Source organism: Syntrophales bacterium (genome assembly GCA_035363115.1).
Taxonomy (GTDB): domain Bacteria; phylum Desulfobacterota; class Syntrophia; order Syntrophales; family PHBD01; genus PHBD01.
In genome coordinates this window covers 49490-67145 of the sequence record DAOSEM010000003.1, presented here as the reverse complement: position 1 = coordinate 67145, position 17656 = coordinate 49490, and the positions used below count along the sequence as shown (strand labels likewise).

At 62.7% G+C, this 17656-nt stretch carries 14 protein-coding genes and 2 tRNA genes; 4 read left to right on the top strand and 12 right to left on the bottom strand.

Features of this window, described 5'->3' with window-relative positions; translation table 11 throughout:
* The first annotated feature begins 16 nt into the window (after positions 1–16).
* The 3 genes from PLO63_08185 (at position 17) to PLO63_08175 (ending at position 6636) form a co-directional block, all read left to right on the top strand.
* Positions 17–3943, top strand: a complete 3927-nt coding sequence (locus tag PLO63_08185; GenBank protein HOI74108.1) for a FecR family protein — start codon at positions 17–19, stop codon at positions 3941–3943.
* A 206-nt stretch (positions 3944–4149) separates the two neighbouring features.
* Entirely contained in the window at positions 4150–6021 is a 1872-nt protein-coding gene (locus PLO63_08180; protein ID HOI74107.1) for a glycosyltransferase family 39 protein, read from the top strand.
* A gap of 156 nt (positions 6022–6177) precedes the next feature.
* A complete protein-coding gene (locus tag PLO63_08175) occupies positions 6178–6636 on the top strand; it encodes a hypothetical protein (protein HOI74106.1) in 459 nt (152 codons plus the stop codon).
* Positions 6637–6717: 81 nt separating this feature from the next.
* Here the strand turns inward: PLO63_08175 and PLO63_08170 are convergent.
* The 7 genes from PLO63_08170 to PLO63_08140 form a co-directional block, all read right to left on the bottom strand.
* A tRNA-Ser gene (locus tag PLO63_08170) sits at positions 6718–6811 on the bottom strand.
* Between the two features lie 47 nt (positions 6812–6858).
* A tRNA-Ser gene (locus tag PLO63_08165) sits at positions 6859–6944 on the bottom strand.
* A 6-nt stretch (positions 6945–6950) separates the two neighbouring features.
* On the bottom strand, positions 6951–8222 hold the full coding sequence (gene serS, locus PLO63_08160; protein ID HOI74105.1) for a serine--tRNA ligase: 1272 nt from the start codon (positions 8220–8222) through the stop codon (positions 6951–6953).
* 95 nt (positions 8223–8317) lie between these two features.
* A complete protein-coding gene (gene murJ, locus PLO63_08155) occupies positions 8318–9925 on the bottom strand; it encodes a murein biosynthesis integral membrane protein MurJ (GenBank protein HOI74104.1) in 1608 nt (535 codons plus the stop codon).
* Entirely contained in the window at positions 9922–10233 is a 312-nt protein-coding gene (locus PLO63_08150; GenBank protein HOI74103.1) for a DUF167 domain-containing protein, read from the bottom strand. The genes murJ and PLO63_08150 overlap by 4 nt, the downstream gene beginning before the upstream one ends.
* A 28-nt stretch (positions 10234–10261) precedes the next feature.
* Positions 10262–10558, bottom strand: coding sequence for a YggT family protein (locus PLO63_08145; GenBank protein ID HOI74102.1), 297 nt, complete (start codon positions 10556–10558; stop codon positions 10262–10264).
* Positions 10559–10663: 105 nt separating this feature from the next.
* Positions 10664–11437, bottom strand: coding sequence for an alpha/beta hydrolase (locus PLO63_08140; GenBank protein HOI74101.1), 774 nt, complete (start codon positions 11435–11437; stop codon positions 10664–10666).
* A 141-nt stretch (positions 11438–11578) separates the two neighbouring features.
* Here PLO63_08140 and proC point away from each other — a divergent pair, with 141 nt between their 5' ends.
* Positions 11579–12397 carry a pyrroline-5-carboxylate reductase gene (gene proC / locus PLO63_08135; GenBank protein ID HOI74100.1) on the top strand — a complete coding sequence of 273 codons (819 nt, stop codon included), beginning with the start codon at positions 11579–11581 and terminating at the stop codon, positions 12395–12397.
* A 73-nt stretch (positions 12398–12470) separates the two neighbouring features.
* Here proC and PLO63_08130 read toward each other — a convergent pair whose 3' ends face one another.
* From PLO63_08130 to PLO63_08110, 5 genes are all read right to left on the bottom strand, one after another.
* Positions 12471–14417 (bottom strand): Rne/Rng family ribonuclease, encoded by a 1947-nt coding sequence (locus PLO63_08130; protein HOI74099.1) that lies wholly within the window; start codon positions 14415–14417, stop codon positions 12471–12473.
* A 13-nt stretch (positions 14418–14430) separates the two neighbouring features.
* Positions 14431–15039: an L-threonylcarbamoyladenylate synthase gene (locus PLO63_08125; protein ID HOI74098.1), complete on the bottom strand. Its 609-nt coding sequence runs from the start codon at positions 15037–15039 to the stop codon at positions 14431–14433.
* 90 nt (positions 15040–15129) lie between these two features.
* Positions 15130–16740 (bottom strand): citramalate synthase, encoded by a 1611-nt coding sequence (cimA, locus tag PLO63_08120; protein HOI74097.1) that lies wholly within the window; start codon positions 16738–16740, stop codon positions 15130–15132.
* A 220-nt stretch (positions 16741–16960) separates the two neighbouring features.
* Positions 16961–17269: a hypothetical protein gene (locus PLO63_08115; protein HOI74096.1), complete on the bottom strand. Its 309-nt coding sequence runs from the start codon at positions 17267–17269 to the stop codon at positions 16961–16963.
* The gene (locus PLO63_08110) at positions 17266–17577 is read right to left on the bottom strand and encodes a DUF1232 domain-containing protein (GenBank protein HOI74095.1); all 312 of its coding nucleotides are present in this window, start codon (positions 17575–17577) and stop codon (positions 17266–17268) included. Before PLO63_08110 ends, PLO63_08115 begins: the two co-directional genes overlap by 4 nt.
* Positions 17578–17656 lie beyond the last annotated feature (79 nt).

The following is a 17656-nucleotide window of genomic DNA, read 5'->3' as shown; positions in this document are numbered from 1 at the left end:
GAAAGGAGTTTGACCCATGAAGGCAAAAGCATGGTGGACCCTTGGAGTTTTCCTGATGGTGCTGCTCCTTGCCGGTCCGGCGCTGGCCGCCCCGGTCGGTAAAGTAACCCATCTGGAGGGGAAAGCCGACCTCACCGGTCCGGCCGGAAAATCCCGGGTCCTCAAGCTCGGCGACCCGGTCGAAAACGGCGACATCCTCCGGACGAAAAGCAAGACCAGGGTGGGCGTCACCTTCACGGACGGCAACACCCTGTGGCTGGCGGAAAAAACCCGCATGAAGATCAGCCGGTACAACACCGCCGAGCGGTCGCATAGTTACTTCGACCTGTTTCGCGGAAAATCCCGGACCGTGGTGACGAAACTGGCCCGCGGCTCCCGCATGGAGGTCCATACACCGACGGCCGTCTGTGGTGTCCGCGGCACCATCATCATCGGCCTGTTCATGAACGGCGAGAGCGCCTTCTTCCTCCAGGGCGGCGCCGGATACGGCTACAACAAGAGCGAGCCCGGCAAGGAAGTGGCCATCCCGCCGGGCAGCGGAATGGTGGTGACGAACGAAAAGGCCGAGCCCGTGGTCAAGCCCTCCACGGCGGCGGATATCGAGATGCACATGCAGGATACCTCGGCCGGAACGGGCGATACGTCGGGGACAACCGGCACCACGGACGGCGGGACAGCACTCGACGTTGCGATCCCCTGGACACCGCCGCTCGGCACCACGACCCCACCTCCGACGATCACGGACCAGACCAGCGACGTCAGCTTCTCAATGACGGTCGCGCAGGACGGTTTTGCCGGCCTCCTGGAGGGAAGCTACGGCCTGCTCACGCGCATTGGAACGATCGGCTACAGCGGCACGGGACCGTCGGGACCGGCCGTCACGTCGCTGGCCACGCCGCTGACCGGGACCCTGAGCAACGGTGCCACGTACACGGGGCTGATCGGAGGCGTGACCGGAACCTATCACGGCTTCTTCAACAGCATCATCAACAACGGCGGGGCTCTCGGCATCCTGGCGGGAAAGCTGGACGGGACGTACTCCGGCGGGACCATCACCGCCACCGGAACCTTGAACTACGACACCACGAGCTACGCTGCGGCGAGTGCGTTCCAGGGCTTCAGCAGCGTTGCCGTGCCGACCTTCGCGACAACCAAGCTGAGCAGCCTCTTTTCCTATTATGCCCCGGTTGAAACGGGACTTGCCTACGGGTACCTCACCTCGTCGGGAGGCCTCTTCGGCCTGTGGGGGTTTTCCGGGAGCAGTGGGGAATACATAAACGACGGCGGCTATACGACCTGGATCAGCTACTACGGTTATGATTTCACAAGATCCTCGGTGGGAGGGCCGTCGGACGTCTTCATGCTGGGTCTTGTTAACGGAACGGACGACCTGGCGGGACACACGACCCTGACCGGCAACGACTCGATCCAGTACATGGACCGGGATTACATGGGCCTTATGAGCGTCAGCTACATGGGCGAGTATATCGGTGCGACGTATGAGATCGCCGGAACGGGGATCTACAAGCTCGCCCCCCTGGCCTTCACCGGCGACTGGGGCGGCGACGGAAGCCATCCCGGGGCAAGTGCCGTGGGCGCCTTCATGTACGACAACGCCGGCTCTCAGGCCTTCGCCGGAACGGGTAAAGACATGTACGGCCTCGTCGGCGGCTTCTCCCTTCCCTGGTTCGGGAGCACCATGTATGCCATGGGAAGCTACACTCTGTCTCCGAACTCGCTTTCCCATTACCTCTGGCTCAGCGACCTCACCGGGAAAGCCCGGAGCGGCGGGGTGACGGACGCGTACCGCAAGTTCGACGGCTACATGACAGGGCTCTGGCTGCCCACCTCCGGCACGAACAACGGGACCATCGAGGGCTCCGCCCGGACACTTTTCCAGAATGTCGGCTACGGCGGCTATTACAACGGAACCATCGGCATCCTGAGCTCGGACAGCCTGAGCGGCGACTCCTACGGGTTATACAGTCCCAGCGCGGGCACCCTCCAGGGCATGTGGCAGGCCTCGGGCACGCTGGCGCCTTCCTACAGCGAGACGATCACCGATGCCACGCTGGCCACCGGCACCGGTACCATTCAATCCAATTCAAGACTCGCCGGGAAATTCAACAACGGCGGCTCCATCTATGCCGAGGCCATGGGATCGTTGAAATTCTACCTGGTGGACACGGTCTATCGCCCCTGGGGCATCTACAAAATGACCCTGCAGAGCAATGCCGGCACCTACAGTCGCCCGGCCGGCGCAACCACCTGGTCGGCCCGCCTCGGCGGCGAGGGGATCTTCGGGGACGGTGCCACCGCCGCTGGCTACTGGGTGGGCACCATGAACGGAACCTGGAACGACACCGGCGAGATCCGGGGCCAGATGGGCTTCGTCTCCGGCATCGCCGACTCCTTCAGCATGTGGATGACCCGCGATTACGTCGGCGTCCTGTCGGGTCAGGTCTACGGTGTCAGCGACTCGTCAACGTCCTGGGTCGGGGAAAGCGTCGGCAGTTACACCGGGACGAAGCTGGCATTCGTGTCCGAGGAGAACGGGAGCGGAATGTTCTGGGATTACGACGTCTCCAATGCCCGCTTCGTATCGGACGGAGGGATCCCGGGACTGATCGGCGGAACCGAATCCCTCTTCAACGGCGCAGGCGGGGTCACTCCCTACCCGTCCGTCCAGGTTTACGGCATCGGGGGACTCACGAAATCGACCAGCCTCACTCAATCGGCCATCCTCGCCCAGTTCACCGGCGGCATTCCGGATCAGGCGGGTTACCGCCTGTCCTTTGCAGGCCTTCGGACCGCAACGGATATGGTTTCATCTTTCCTGAGCGGTGTCTACTGGAACAAGATCAGCGAGGGGTTGTACAGCATCGGTTTCCTGTACTCTTCCAGCGACGGAGCCCGGAGTCCCTTCACCACGCACCTCTATGAAGAGCTTCCGTCGGGGGGGTACCAGATGTGGTTTCTCGGCGCCGATGCGAGGCTGCAGGCGTACCAGATCGCCACCGTGGCTTCGGCACCCGGGATCGATGACTGGGTATCCGAGGGAAGGAACAATTACGCCGTCTCGGCCCAGGGGCTGACCGACGGAACGATCACCCAGTATGCCTACCGAAACGATTTCGTCAAAATCACCAACGCAGCCTGGAGCGTGGGCGTGCGTCTCGCAGGAGGCACTTATGATATCGGGGACTTCACCCAATTCAACGGCCAGTCCTTCACCACGATCAGCTCGAATGTGGTCGGAACGGTGAATACCTACGACCGGGTCGACTTTACCTCTGTTGACGATACGGGGGTCTTCACCGCCACCGTTGCCGGGGCTCAGGTCGGCCTCGAAGCCGGCTGGACATCCGTAAACGGGGCCGTCGCCAAGGGGCTGTTTGACCCCGACACGTCGACCTGGCGGATGGCCGGAGCGGGCTTCTCCATGGAAACGGGGGCCTTCCTGGACAAGATCAACGGGCTGGACGAGGCGGGCCGGACAGCCTTCCAGAAGGCCACGGGCATCCCGACCGTCGTCGTCGGGACGGCCGACCTGGCCATGACGAACAATGCAAGCAACCCGAACATCACCGCCCTGAACATGAACAACGTCACCTTCCTCGCTTCCCAGAGCGGGTCGGCGCCGCAGATCTGGGCAACCAAGAACATCACTGGATCTTATTCGGACCTACCGCTTCTTGGCGCTGGTAAGAGCGTGACACTGGGCGGCGGCGGACTGACAGCGGACTTCACACCGGTCGCCTGGACGGGCGCCAACTGGGGCGCCACCGTTTCCGGAAGCGGTCTCTTGAGCGGCGGGTCGTACACCGGCACCATCACGTTCAAGGGCGGAGCCGCCGGCACCATCACACCCGGCGGCGGCACGGCCGGAACCATATCGGGAACCGGTGCCGGCACGGCACAGGCGGTAATAGGCGGTTTCTGAGCCCTATATCCGGCGGCATCCCATCGCAAAAGGGCACAGGCCCGGGGCCTGTGCCCTTTTGTATGCCCGCCGCCCGGGGACAGTCCGTCCCGCGGCAGCATCCCGCGGCGGCGCCCCTTGTGGCGGATTCCGTTTCCTGCTATGGAGGGCGGGCGTCGGCCACTCTCCATGACGGAGAGTCCATCAAGCCGGGAGAAGACCGCCGGATGACGGGAAAAAAGAACGCGCCGCCCGGGACGCTGCCGGGTCAGGCGGTACCGGACACATGGGAAAAGAACACTCCCTGGATCCTCGGGACCATTCTGCTTTTGGCCCTGGCGCTTCGCCTGCTGGGCCTCTGGAGTCTCTCCGGCACCATTTATTTCGACTTCCTCCTCTGGGATGAGCGGATTTACCACGAGTGGGCATCCCGGATCGCCGACGGCACCTTCCAGTCCAAATCGGTCTACGAATTCCCGCCGCTTTACGCGTACATGGCGGCGGCCCTCTACAGGGTCCTGGGCCCGGATCCTGTTTTCCTGCGCTTCCTGAACGTCGGCTTCGGCGTCCTCGCCTGCGGTTTCGTCTATCTCATCGGCCGATCCCTGGCCGGGCGGAAACCGGGGCTCCTGGCGGCACTGATCGCCGCCCTCTACGGGCCGTTCGTCTTTTACAGCGCCGTGCCCCTGAAAGAGATGTTCGGCGTCTGCCTGTTCGCCGGTGCCGCCTGGCTCCTCTTGTCGCTGGAGGGGAGTCCGGCCCCTGGAAATGTCGAGAATACGAGGAGATTTGTCCGCTTCCAGCCGCTGATCCGGGCGGCGGCCCTCGGTGTCACCCTGGGTCTCCTGATCAACGTCCGTCCCAACGCAGCGATCCTCCTGCCCGCGGTGCTCCTGATCCTGCCCTGGCTTTCCGGATTCCGCGGGCCCGCCATGAAAACAGCCGGGCTCTACGTTCTGCTCGTTCTCATCGGCACCGCTATCGCCCTCTCCCCGTTCGTCATCCGGAACTGGCGTACGGCCAGCGAATTCACCCTGACGACCTCCCAGGGGGGCTTCAATTTCCACCTGGCGAACAACCTCCGGAACCCGGACCCGTACACGTGGCCGGTACCGTTCGCCACGACCTCGCCTTTCGAGCAGGGAATCCAGTACACCATCGAGGCCAGCCGCCGCGTCGGGAAGAGACTTTCGCCCGGGGAGGCGTCCCGATACTGGACAAAGGTGACCCTTCAGGAAGCCCTGGAGCAGCCCGGCGCCTGTCTAAAGCGCCTCGGGGAGAAGACCCTGACCGTCCTGAACCGATACGAGGCGGGTGACCATTATGACATCGGCTTCATGAGCGATTTCGCGAAATTCTTCAAAATCCCCTTTCCGGCATTCTGGTTCGTCATGCCGCTGGGCATGGCCGGAATGGTCCTCATGAGGCGAAACAGCCGAAAGGCCGGGGCTCTGATCGTGCTGGCCGCCGTCTATGGATCGACTCTCATCGCCTTCAGCATGGTGGACCGGTATCGCCTTCCGCTCCTGGTCATCCTGATTCCCTTTGCCGCCGTCGCCCTGGAGCGAATGTACCGGCTCTTCCGGGAGGGGCGCCGCCGGGAAATGGTCGTTCCCCTGGCCGTCGCCGCACTCTTTGGAGTCGTCGCCTTTCTTCCCGTTCCCGGATCCAACGACCGGACGGCCTACTACAACACCCACGCCGTCGTTCTTGTCACACAGGGCTACCATGCTGAGGCACTTCGCTATTGGAAGGCCTCCGCCGACAGGAACGGCCGCTTCTCCGATTTCGCCCGCATCCCCCTGGCAGCAAATTTTTACACGAGGGGCATGGTAAGCGAGGGAGACCGCTACCTGGAGCAGGTTCGCGACAGTTCCTTTTTTGCCACCGGCAAGTATGAGCTCCTGGGGGATTACTATCTCCAGCAGAGACAGCTTCCCCTGGCCGCCGCCGCCTATGAGCGGGCGCTCCGGATCAATTCGGGCCTCCGGATGCCCCGCATCAAGCTGATCCGCGTTTACCAGGCGATCGCGCCGGAAAAGGTCCGGGCGGAGGGAGAAAAATTAAAGGATATTAACATGTTCTACGATCTCATGTAGCATCGGAGAGAGGATGGGAGGATTCCGGTTCCCGGCCCAGCCAGGGGTTTCAAAGAGACCGGGATTGCCCCGCCGCCCGGGTGGTGCTACAATCCGGTCCGCAGACAGCGGGGAGCGATCCCCAAAGGGAAATCACGTCTGCCGGGAGGACGATCGATGAGAACATATGCGATGCCTGCGATCCTGGTCGCCATGGCGCTGCTGCTGTCGGGCATCCCCGCAGCGGAAGCGGCGGAGCAGGGAGGAAAGCGATGGACCCTGGTCGGCTTCACGAAGTACCAGGACGGTGTCTTCGTGGACGGGGAGCGGCGGTCCGTCCCGTCTCCGGGACACACCGCCGCGTGGATCCGGGTGGCACCCCGGGGAAAGAGCCCTTACTTCAAAGAGATCCAGGACTACCTGGCATCGGCCGGAGTGGATCCCCGGACCTTCCGGGCCATTGAGATCCTGTGCGAGTACGACTGCGCCGGCAATCGGGTCCGATTTCTCACGTATATGTACTTGAACCGGAGCTGGAAGCCCATCCACGAGGCCGGCGAATCGACCCCGCCCTGGCACAGCGTTCCGCCGGGCAGCCTCTGGGACAAGGTTCAGCAGCCCGTCTGCCGTCAATAAAATAGGTCAGATTAATTTTAGCGCTGCAACAGGAACAGACGAGAACGGGGACAGACCAGACAGTCTGTCCCCGTTTTGTTCTGGCGGAGAGAGCGGGATTCGAACCCGCGGTACACCTTTTAAGGCGTACAAGCGCTTAGCAGGCGCTCGCTTTCGGCCACTCAGCCATCTCTCCGCTGGGCCGATCCGATGAAAACACCGTGAAAGGGAAGGTCATTTTTCTGGCGGAGGGAGCAGGATTCGAACCCGCGGACCTTTCGGTCAACGGTTTTCAAGACCGCCGCCTTCGACCACTCGGCCATCCCTCCGTTTGTCTATTTGATGACTTCCAGTCCTCCCATGTAGGGCCGCAACGCATCCGGTACGACCACGGTCCCGTCGGCCTGCTGATAGTTTTCCAGGACGGCCACGACCGTCCGCCCCACCGCCAGCCCCGAGCCGTTGAGCGTGTGAAGGAATTCCACCCGGCCTCCGTCGGTCCGGCGGAACCGCATCTGCCCCCGCCGGGCCTGGAAATCCTCGAAGTTGCTGCAGGAGGAAATCTCCCGGTACGCCTCCTGCCCCGGCAACCAGGCCTCGATATCGTACGTCTTGGCGGAGGAAAAGCCCAAGTCCGCCGTGCAGAGGCTGACCGTCCGGTAGTGAATCTTCAGGCGCTTCAGGACTTCCTCGGCGTTCAGCGTCAGTTTTTCCAGTTCGTCGTAGGACGTCTCCGGCCGGCTGAACTTGACCAGCTCCACCTTGTTGAACTGGTGCTGTCGGATGAGCCCCCGGGTGTCCTTCCCGTAGGATCCCGCCTCGGCCCGGAAACACGGCGAATAGGCCACGTAGTAGACCGGCAGGTCCTTCTCGTCGAGGATCTCGTCCCGGTGGATGTTTGTGACGGGCACCTCCGCCGTGGGAATGAGGTAATAGTCCGTCTTGTCCACGTGGAACAGGTCTTCCTCGAACTTCGGGAGCTGCCCCGTCCCGGTCATGCTGTCCCGGTTCGCCATGAAGGGCGGCAGAATCTCCAGGTAGCCGTGCTGCCGGGTGTGGAGGTCCAGCATGAAGTTGATGATGGCCCGCTCCAGGAGCGCTCCCGCCCCGCGATACAGCGTGAACCGCGCTCCGGTGATCTTGGCTCCCCGGGCGAAGTCGAGGATCTTCAGGTCTTCGCCGATGTCCCAATGGGGCTTCGGCGTAAAATCGTAAACGGGCTTCTCTCCCCAGGTGCGGATCACCGGGTTGTCCTCGGAGCAGGTCCCGTATTCCACCGACTCGTGGGGTATGTTCGGGATGACCATCAGGAAGGCGTTCAGTTCTTCCTCGGTCAGCTTCAGCGTCTCGTCGAGGGTCTTGATGCGCGTGGATACCTCACCCATCCGGGCGATGATCTCCGTGGCGTCTTCCTTTTTTTTCTTCTTCTCCCCGATTTCCTTGGAGACGGCGTTCCGCTCGCTCCGGAGGACTTCCACTTCCTGAAGGATGTCCCTTCGCTTCGCGTCCAGAGCCGTGAAGCGGCCCATGTCGATCTCCTGGCCCCGCTCCAGCATCTTGATCCGGACGTGCTCCAGGTTCTGCCTCAGATATTTGATGTCCAGCATGGCACTCCCACCCCGGTCATAATGGCCTAAAGGGACAATTTTCCTACCACCCGGCCCGGGTCAAGTCAACTTGTTTGTCCCGTTCTGCCCCGGGTTCAGGGGGTTTTCCCGCCTTTGGGACGCCCGATCCTCCGCCGCAGAGCATCCGCCAGGGAGGTCATCTCGGGGCTCCGAACCATCCAGGCGGAGAGGAGGAACGCCCCACCCCCGAGCGTCACCGTCAGGGCGAGGAAAACGGCCCTCTCGAAGAAGGGACCCGAGGCCCTCCATGGATAGACGAGATCAACCGCGAGGATGACGACCCACATCACCGCGGAGGAAAACAGCACCTTGCCCAGGGAGGGATAGAAGTCCCGCATCAGGAAGGGACCGATCCGGCGCCAGAGGATGACGGAAAGCATCCCCACGTTCACCGCCGAGGCGATGGCCGTCGCCAGGGCGATGCCTCCGTGCTTCATGGGGAACATCAGCGCCACGCTGAAGACGACGTTCACCACGAGGGCGACGATGGCCGCCTTCATGGGCGACTTCGTATCCTGGAGGGAGTAGAAGGCCGAGACGATGACCCGGATGACCGAAAATGCCCACAGGCCCGTGGAATAGCACAGGAGCGCCCAGGCCGTCTGCATCGTGGACTCCGTGGTGAAGGCCCCCCGCTCGAAGAGGACCGATATGATGGGGACCCTGAGCGCGATCAGGGCCACCATGGAGGGGATCGTGATGAAGAGCATCAGCCGGAGTGAAAAGGAGATCGTCTTCTTCATCTCGTCGAAGCGGCCCTGGGCCACCTGCTCGGAAAAGCTGGGGAGGGTCGCCGTCCCGATCGCAATGGCAAACACCCCGAGGGGCAGCTCCACCATCCGGTCGGCGTAGTAAAGGTACGACACGCTGCCTTTGGGCAGGAGCGACGCCAGGACCGTCCCAATGAAGACGTTGATCTGGTAGATGGCGGCACCGAAGACCGCCGGCATCATCAGGGCTCCGATGCGCCGGACGCCGGGGTGGCGGAAAGCGAAATTCAGCTTGAGCCGTACCCCCATCTTCACCAGGAACGGCCACTGCATGACCAGCTGAAGGACGCCGCCGGCCATGACACCGACGGCGAGCCCCACGATGGGCTCGGCAAAGAAGTCCTTCAGGAAGAGCGCCCCCAGGATCATGGTGATGTTGAGCATCACCGGCGAGAGGGCCGGGGCGGCGAAGTGCCGGAGGGAGTTGAGGATCCCCATGCACAGGGCCACCAGGGAGATGAAGAAGATGTAGGGAAACATCAGGCGGGTCAGGAAGACCGCCAGGTCGTACTGCTCGGGGACCCGCGAGAATCCGGGCGCCATGACGGTGACGATCAGGGGAGCGAACAGAACACCCAGGACCGAGACGATGACCAGGATGATCGACAGGGCCGTGAAGGCCACGTCGGCCAACTCGAAGGCCTCCTCCCGGGACTTCTTCTTGAGGTACTCCGTGAATACGGGAACGAAGGAGACCGTCAGGGACCCCTCCGCCAGAAGGCGCCGGAGCATGTTGGGGATCCGGAAGGCAACGAAGAAGGCGTCCGTGGCGATCCCCGCGCCGAAAAAGGCGGCGATGACGACATCCCGGACAAAGCCGAAGACCCGGGACAGCATCGTCGCCAGCCCGACCACACCCGCCGCCCGGGCCACCCGGGCGTTTTCCGACCGGACCGGCTGATCGGCGCTCACGGTTCCCTTTCTCCAATGAGGCCCGCCAGCCGGCTTTCGAGTTCCCGCCGGTCCAGGCCGGAAATGGCGAACGTCTTCGTTTTCGATGTCGGTCCCGCCACGAGGGTGACCTGGGATCTTCGAATCCCCAGCGCATCCGCGAGAAAGCGAAGACAGGCCTCGTTGGCCTGCCCCTCCACCGGGGGGGCCGTGATCTTGAGCTTCAGCGCCCCGTCCTGGACGCCCGAGGCCTCCGTTCGAGAGGACCGCGGAAGCACCCGGACTTTGAGCGCCAGACCGGTTTTCGTTTCGGTGAGGGGTATCGTCATGACGTCATCCGGCGCGGAGCGGCCGGGATCAGAAACGCACGGCCGCCTGGATCAGGGTCCGGACCAGAAATTCCTGGAGGAAGAAAATGATCAGGAGGACCAGGATGGGCGAGAGATCGAGGCCGCCGGTGCGGAACGGAATCAGCCTCCTGAGGGGCGCCAGGACCGGCTCGGTGGCCCGGTAGAGAAAGCGGACGATCGGGTTGTAGGGATCCGGGTTCACCCAGGAGACCAGGGCCCGGGCGATGATGATCCACATGTAGAGGGTCAGGATCAGGTTGATGACCTTGGCAACGGCCACGATCAGGTTTTCTGCGACAAACATGATGCCTCCTGGGATCGTCCCCACCGCCGGGGCCATCCGCTCCCGTCCCGCCGGCCGGGAGTGACGGCGGAAATCGGTCCGCCGGGAAGAAAGACAGGGTTGCCCCTACAGGGATTCCACGAAATCCGAAACGGCCTGGTTGAAGGCCTCCGGATTCTCCATCATGACGAAATGGCCAGCCCCGGGAATCCGGGCCATTTTCGCCCCGGGAATGGCGTCCCGGAGGAACTCCGAAAGGGCCGGGGGCGTCATCTTGTCGTCCTCCCCGCAGACGATCAGGGTGGGGACCGCGATGGAGCCGGCCGTCTCCGTCAGGTCCAGGCGGTCGCAGGCCGTCAGGTCGCCGTGGAAAATCATGGCATCCACCCGCGACAGGCTCTCGACCATGATTTTATCGAACCGTTCCCGGTTGGCTTTGGCGAAGGAAAACTTGACGACCATCTCGTAGATCGGCGCCGGATTTGTCTTCAGGCCTTCCAGGATGGCCGGATTCACCGGCATGCGGGCACCGCCGCCGACGGGAACGATTCCCGCAAGAAGGGATCCGTACTTGACGGCAAACGTGAGGCTGGTGGCCGCGCCGAGGGAATGGCCGATCAGGACCGGCCGGGCGATGCCCAGGGCGGCGATCGTTTTCCGGACCCATTCCACGTTGGCGTCCACCGACTGCTCACCGGGCCCTTCGGACCGGCCGTGTCCCGGGAGCTCGAGAACCGCGATCGGAAAGCGGTCTTTCAGGGCCGAATACTGGTAAATCCAGTTCGTGTGATCACCCGCGGAACCATGGATGAACACGAGTGTTTTCCGGGTCGGATCCAGGAACTCCCCGTTCACCCAGGCGGACAGTTTCCGGCCGTCAACATCCACCGTTCGCATCATGATCCATCCCCTCCTGTCTGGCAGTGGGGCATGGTGTAGCATATCCCGCGGGACTTGCGCAAATGAAAGCTTGACGCAAGACGAAAGGATCCCCTATGATTCCCGACGTTTCAGCACACCCGAAAAGGAGGGCACGGTGCGATGGACCAAAAGACGAGGATCGGTTTCATCGGTGGTGGGAAAATGGGCAGCGCCATCGTCGGGGGGCTTCTCGCCCGGGGCGTTGCTGACGCCGGCCGGATCTGGGTCTCCGACATGGAGACGGACAGGCTTAAGGAACTGAGAGATCTCCATGGAGTTCATACTTCGACGGACAACCGGGCGGTCGCGAAAAACGCCGACATCCTGATCCTCGCCGTCAAGCCCCAGGTCATGGGGCCGGTCCTCAAGGAGCTTTCCAGGGCCGTCGGCCGGACCAGGCTGGTCATCTCCATCGCGGCGGGGATTCCCCTGTCGTTTCTCGAGGGAAACCTCGGAAAGGGAGTACGGGTCATCCGTACCATGCCCAACACGCCGGCCCTCATCGGCGAGGGCGCCACGGCCCTGGCCCGGGGGACCCATGCCACGGATCAGGACCTGGAAACGGCCCGCCGGATCTTCGATGCCGTGGGAAAGACCGTGATCGTTCCGGAGAGCCAGATGGACGCTGTGACGGGCCTCAGCGGCAGCGGACCCGCGTACGGGTTCATCATCCTGGAGGCCCTCTCCGACGGCGGGGTCCGGATGGGGCTTCCCCGGGACACGGCGCTGCTCCTGGCGGCGCAGACGATGCTGGGGGCGGCGAAGCTGTTTCTTTCCGGGGACAGGCATCCCGGCCAGCTCAAGGACATGGTAACCTCCCCGGGCGGGACGACCATCGCGGGGATCCAGGCGCTGGAGGAGGGAGGGCTGCGGGCGGCCCTGATCCGGGCCGTGGAGGCGGCGACCCTGCGCTCCCAGGAGCTGGGAAAAACAAAATAGGGGGCGGATTTCAAATCCACCCCCCGGATCGGCCCAGGCCTTTGCGAATTCCGCAAAGGCCTTCACGTATTCATCAGCGCCGCATCGAGAAAAATCCCCCGAAGGAGTCGTCTTCGTCATCGAGGTCGAAGACCGATTCCCCGTCCAGCGGAATGCTTTCACCGGACATTTCCGCTCCGCCATCCAGAGGGGCTTCGGCATCGCCCTTCTTCTCGCCCCGGCTCCCCGATCTTCTCCGGCGGCGCGGCCGACGTCGGGATTTCTTTTTCGGCGGCTCCTGTCCCGGTAATGTCCCGGCGGCTTCGGCGGCATCCGGCGTCTCGGCCGGCGTCGCAGTCGGAGCCGGTTCTGCCGCTGTTTCCTGGCGAGCCTGCCCTTCTACGGCTCCGGAAATTTTCCGGGGCTCCTTCACCGGGGCACCCTTCGCCTGTTTTTTCGACTGCCTGCGCTGCTTTTTCGCCGCCGGTGCCGGCGCCGCTTCCGGGGCCTCGGCTTCCTCGGCCATCTCCTCGGGCTCGTCCACCCTTCCCTTATCCGATTCCGGTTCCTCATCCCGCGCCGGCGCCGACGGCCTGCCGACGGAGTCCAGGTGGACCAGGTCCCATGCCATGTCGGGATTTCCGGAGATATGGATGTCCATATCGAACTGGGTTTCCAGTTTCAGGAGTTCGGATCGTTTCTGGTTCTGCAGGTAGTCCGCAACCTCACTGGGGAGGGTGACCTTCAGCATCACCGACAGCCCCTTCACGGCCTGCGTCTGGATCCTCCGGTAGGCCGCCAGAGCCGTGGATTCCAGCGATGGCCGGACACCCCGGCCCTTGCAGAACGGGCACATGGAAAAGCTGATTTCCTGGATGGTCGGCTGCTTCTTCTGCCTGGACAGCTCCAGCATGCCGAACTTGGAGATCCGGGAGAGCTGGATCCGGGACCGGTCGAGGCTCAGGGCCTTCTTGAAGGCCTTTTCCACCTCCGCCCGATGCTTGCTGTCGGCCATGTCGATGAAATCGATGACGATGAGCCCGCCGAGGTCCCGGAGGCGCAACTGCCGTGCGATCTCCTCCGCCGCGTCGAGGTTGGTCCGAAACGCCGTCTCCTCGACGTTGCGCTTGTTGGACCCCCGGCCCGAGTTCACGTCGATGGTGATCATCGCCTCCGTCGGGTTGATGACGATATGGCCGCCCGACCTGAGATCGACCCGCTCCTGGTAGATCACGCGGATCTGGTCCTCCAGGTTGTGCTGGTCGAAGATGGGAGTGTCCGCCTTGTGGAGCTTGACAAACTTGGCCATCCGCGGTGACACGACCTTGCAGTAGTTCCGCATTTTCTTGAAGGTTTCCTGGTCGTCGACCAGAATCTCCTCGATGTCGGATGTGTAGTAGTCCCGGAGGGCCAGGACGCCGAAATCGCTTTCCTGGTAGATGAGAGCCGGCGAGGGGGACTCCTTCTCCGCCTTCTGGATCTCCTTCCAGAGACGGAGCTGGTTCTGGTAGTCCCGGGTCAGCTCCTGCTTGGTCCGGGTCATGCCGGCGGTCCGGACGATGAGCCCCATGCCTTCCCCGACCCGGATCTGCTCCACCAGTTCCTTCAGGCGCTTCCGGTCTTCCTCGTCCTCGATCTTCCGGGAAACGCCGCTGCCGGCCTTGTTGGGCAGGAGCACGAGGTAACGGCCGGGAAGGGAAAGGTAGGTCGTGAGGAGCGCCCCCTTGCGCTCGCTCATCTCGCGGAGAACCTGGACGAGCACTTCCTGACCCGTCTTGAGGACAGGACGCCCTCCTTCTCCGGCGGTGAAGTAGTCGTCGCTCACGTCCCGAAGCGGCAGGAAGCCGTCCCGCTTGCCCCCGTAATTCACGAAGGCCGCCTGGAGCCCCCGCTCGACCTTCAGGACCGTTCCCTTGTAGATGTTGCCCGTGATGGGTTCCCGCACGGACATCTGGATATAGAATTCCAGCAGCTTGCCCGCGTCGACGATGGCCATGCGCTTCTGCTCGACGTGCACGGCATTGATAAGCATTCGTTTCATGACGGTTCCTTTCTCAGAGAAAGGCCGAGACATCCCCCTTGCCGACCCGGATCACCTCCGCTTCGTCCTGCAGCAGGCTGATCACGCTGGATTCCTCGGGTATCAGGCTCCCCCCGTCGATGACCAGATCGACGCAGTGTCCGAACTTCTTCTCGATCTCCCGGGGGTCGTTCATGTAGCTTCCGTCTTCCAGCTTGACGGATGTGCTGATGATGGGCGAACCCAGTTCGGCCAGGAGAGCGTTGCAGATGGCATTGTCCGGTACGCGGATGCCCGTGGTCTGACGCTTGGGGAGGATGATCTTGGGAACCAGCCTGGAAGCCTCCAGGATGAAGGTGTACGGCCCGGGGAGAAGCCTTCTCATGATCTTGTAGGCATAATCGGTGACCCGGGCGTACTGGCTGATGTCTTTCAGGTCGGCGCAGATGAAGCTCAGGGGCTTGCTTCTGTCCCGCCTCTTGATCTGATAGATTCGTTCGATTCCTTTTTTATTGTACAGATCGCATCCCAGACCGTAAACCGTATCCGTCGGGTACACGACAAGGCCTCCGGCCTTGAGCACATCGACGGCCCTCCGGATCTGTCTCGGCTGAGGGTGCGAATTGTGGATTGCCAACAGCATACATACCGCTTCTCGAGGGGACCGTGCCGGCCCCCTTCCCCGCAAAACTACATGAGGTTATCAAATGGTGCCCGTATTGGCAATGAATTCTTACACCGGTGCGGTTTCCCGCCGCCTGTGATTCTTGTTGAGGCGATCCTTGCTGAGTTTGTACTGCATGCTGTCCACGAGGGCATACCAGCTGGCCTCGATGACGTTCTCCGAAACGCCGATGGTGCTCCAGGCCTCCTTTTCATCGGCCGACTCGATCATGACTTTGACCATCGCCGCCGTTCCCTCACTCCCTTCGACAATGCGGACCTTGAAGTCCGTCAGGTGCATCCCCCCGATCTCGGGATAGAATTTCACCAGGGCTTTCCGGAGAGCGTGATCCAGGGCGTTGATGGGACCGTTCCCCTCGGCGGCCGTCAGCTCTTCCTCGTCGCCCACGGAGATCTTGATCGTCGCCAGGGCGGTGGAGGGATGATGGGCGGTCTTCACCACGGCCACGTTGAAACACTCCAGGACAAAGGGCTCGGAGAACTCGCCGGTGGCCTTGCGGATCAGGAGCGAAAGGGAGCCGTCGGCGGCGTCGAACTGGTACCCCCTGTCTTCCATCTGTTTGATCTGCTTCACGATCCTTTTGCTCACCGTGCCGTCTTTCCCCAGGTCGATGCCCAGTTCCCGGGCCTTGTATTCGATGTTGCTCCGGCCGGCCATGTCGGAGACGAGAACACGCTGGTGGTTCCCCACCAGCTCCGGCCGGATGTGCTCGTAGGCCTCCGCGTTCTTCAGGATGGCGTTGACATGGACGCCCCCCTTGTGGGCGAAGGCGCTCCGGCCCGTGAAAGGCATGGAGTTCTGGGGCGGCACATTGGCCACGTCACTCACATAGAGGGACAGGTTTGTCATCTGCCGGAGGGCCGATTCGGAGAGGCAGCGCCGGCGCATCTTGAGCTGGAGATTGCAGACGGAGGCGACCAGGTCGGCATTGCCGCAGCGCTCGCCGAAGCCGTTGACCGTCCCCTGGATCATCTTCGCCCCGGCCTCCACGGCGGCAAGCGTGTTGGCCACCCCGACGCCCCCGTCATTATGGGCATGGATGCCCAGCCTGGCCTTGGGAAGGGACTTTCCGACGAACCGGACGATCTCCGAAACCTCGTGGGGCAGGGTGCCTCCGTTGGTGTCGCACAGGACGATCACGTCGGCCCCCGCTGCGAACGCCGCCTGCAGGGTCTGCATGGCGTAATCGCCGTTGCGCTTGAAGCCGTCGAAGAAATGCTCCGCGTCGTAGATGACCTCGCGCCCCCGTGACTTGAGAAAGGCAACGGAGTCTCCGATCATCGCCAGGTTTTCCTCGAGTGTCGTCGCCAGAACCTCCGTGACATGGAGGTCCCAGGACTTGCCGAAGATGGTCGCCACCGGCGTGGCCGCGTCGAGGATGGCCTCCAGGTTTTCCGATTTCTCGGGGCGGATCCCCGGCCTCCGGGTGCTGCCGAAGGCGGCCAGCCGGGCGTTCTTCAGGGTCGCCTTCTTGGCCAGCTCGAAGAACCGAACGTCTTTCGGATTCGAGCCGGGCCATCCGCCCTCGATGTAGTGGAATCCCATTTCATCGAGGCGATGCGCGATCCGGAGCTTGTCCTCCGCCGTAAAGTTGATCATCTCCCCCTGGGCCCCGTCCCGGAGGGTCGTGTCGTATACCAGGATGTCGGTTTTCGTCATGTGCGGGCTCCTTACAAAAAAAATCCGTTACCAGGGCTGGCCTGATAACGGATGGTTGTTGCGCTCTTCGATGTTGGGCGGGTCTATCCCCCGATCAGGCCTCCTATGTGAGGAGTCCTAATTATGCCGCTGATAATGATGATGGAGGAAATCCGGCCGGTCATCTCTCTCGTGTTCTCTCTTCCTTGCTGAAACCAGATGAAGTCGCTGTATATTTGCTTTACCCGTCCTTGTCAACGGGAAATTCGCCTTCCAGGAGCCCTCGCAAAAGCTTCTCCGCCTGCTGGAGCCCCTCCCGGTAGGCCTCGTCGAAAGCGGTATCCCCACAGCGGCAGGACAGGAACAGGGGGGTGTACAGGATGGACCGGAAATCCTCGACGGGTCGGCCGTTCTCCCCCCAGGCGACGGCGAGCAGTTGCTCCGTCGCGGCATGCCACTCCCGGAATGCGTCCGCATAGGGAGAAAAGGGCTGCAGGCCTTCGATCGCCCGGATCAGATCCGCAAGATTTCGGAGAAACGCTTCCTTCATGATGCCTGTTCTCCGGACGCGTCCGGGGTGCCGGGGGTCTCCGGAGCGCTCCCGGACGGTTCCTTCTCATCACCGGCCCGGCGGCGGCAGTCCTCCCACACGTCCGGCGGGATCATCTTCACGACCAGCCAGAGCCCGGCGGGCACCAGGATCAGATCGTCCAGCCACCCCAGGACAGGGATAAAATCGGGGATCAAATCCACGGGACTCAAGGCATATCCGGCCACCGCAGCCGCCAGAGCCTTGGCATACCAGGGCACCCGGGGATCCGCCGCAGCCAGGCGGAGGACCCGCAGTTCGGCTCTCAATATGGCAATCCTGTTGCGCCAGACGCCGGGCACAGGCGATTTGGTTTTCTTTCGGTTCATACAGTATCTGGTCCAGAAA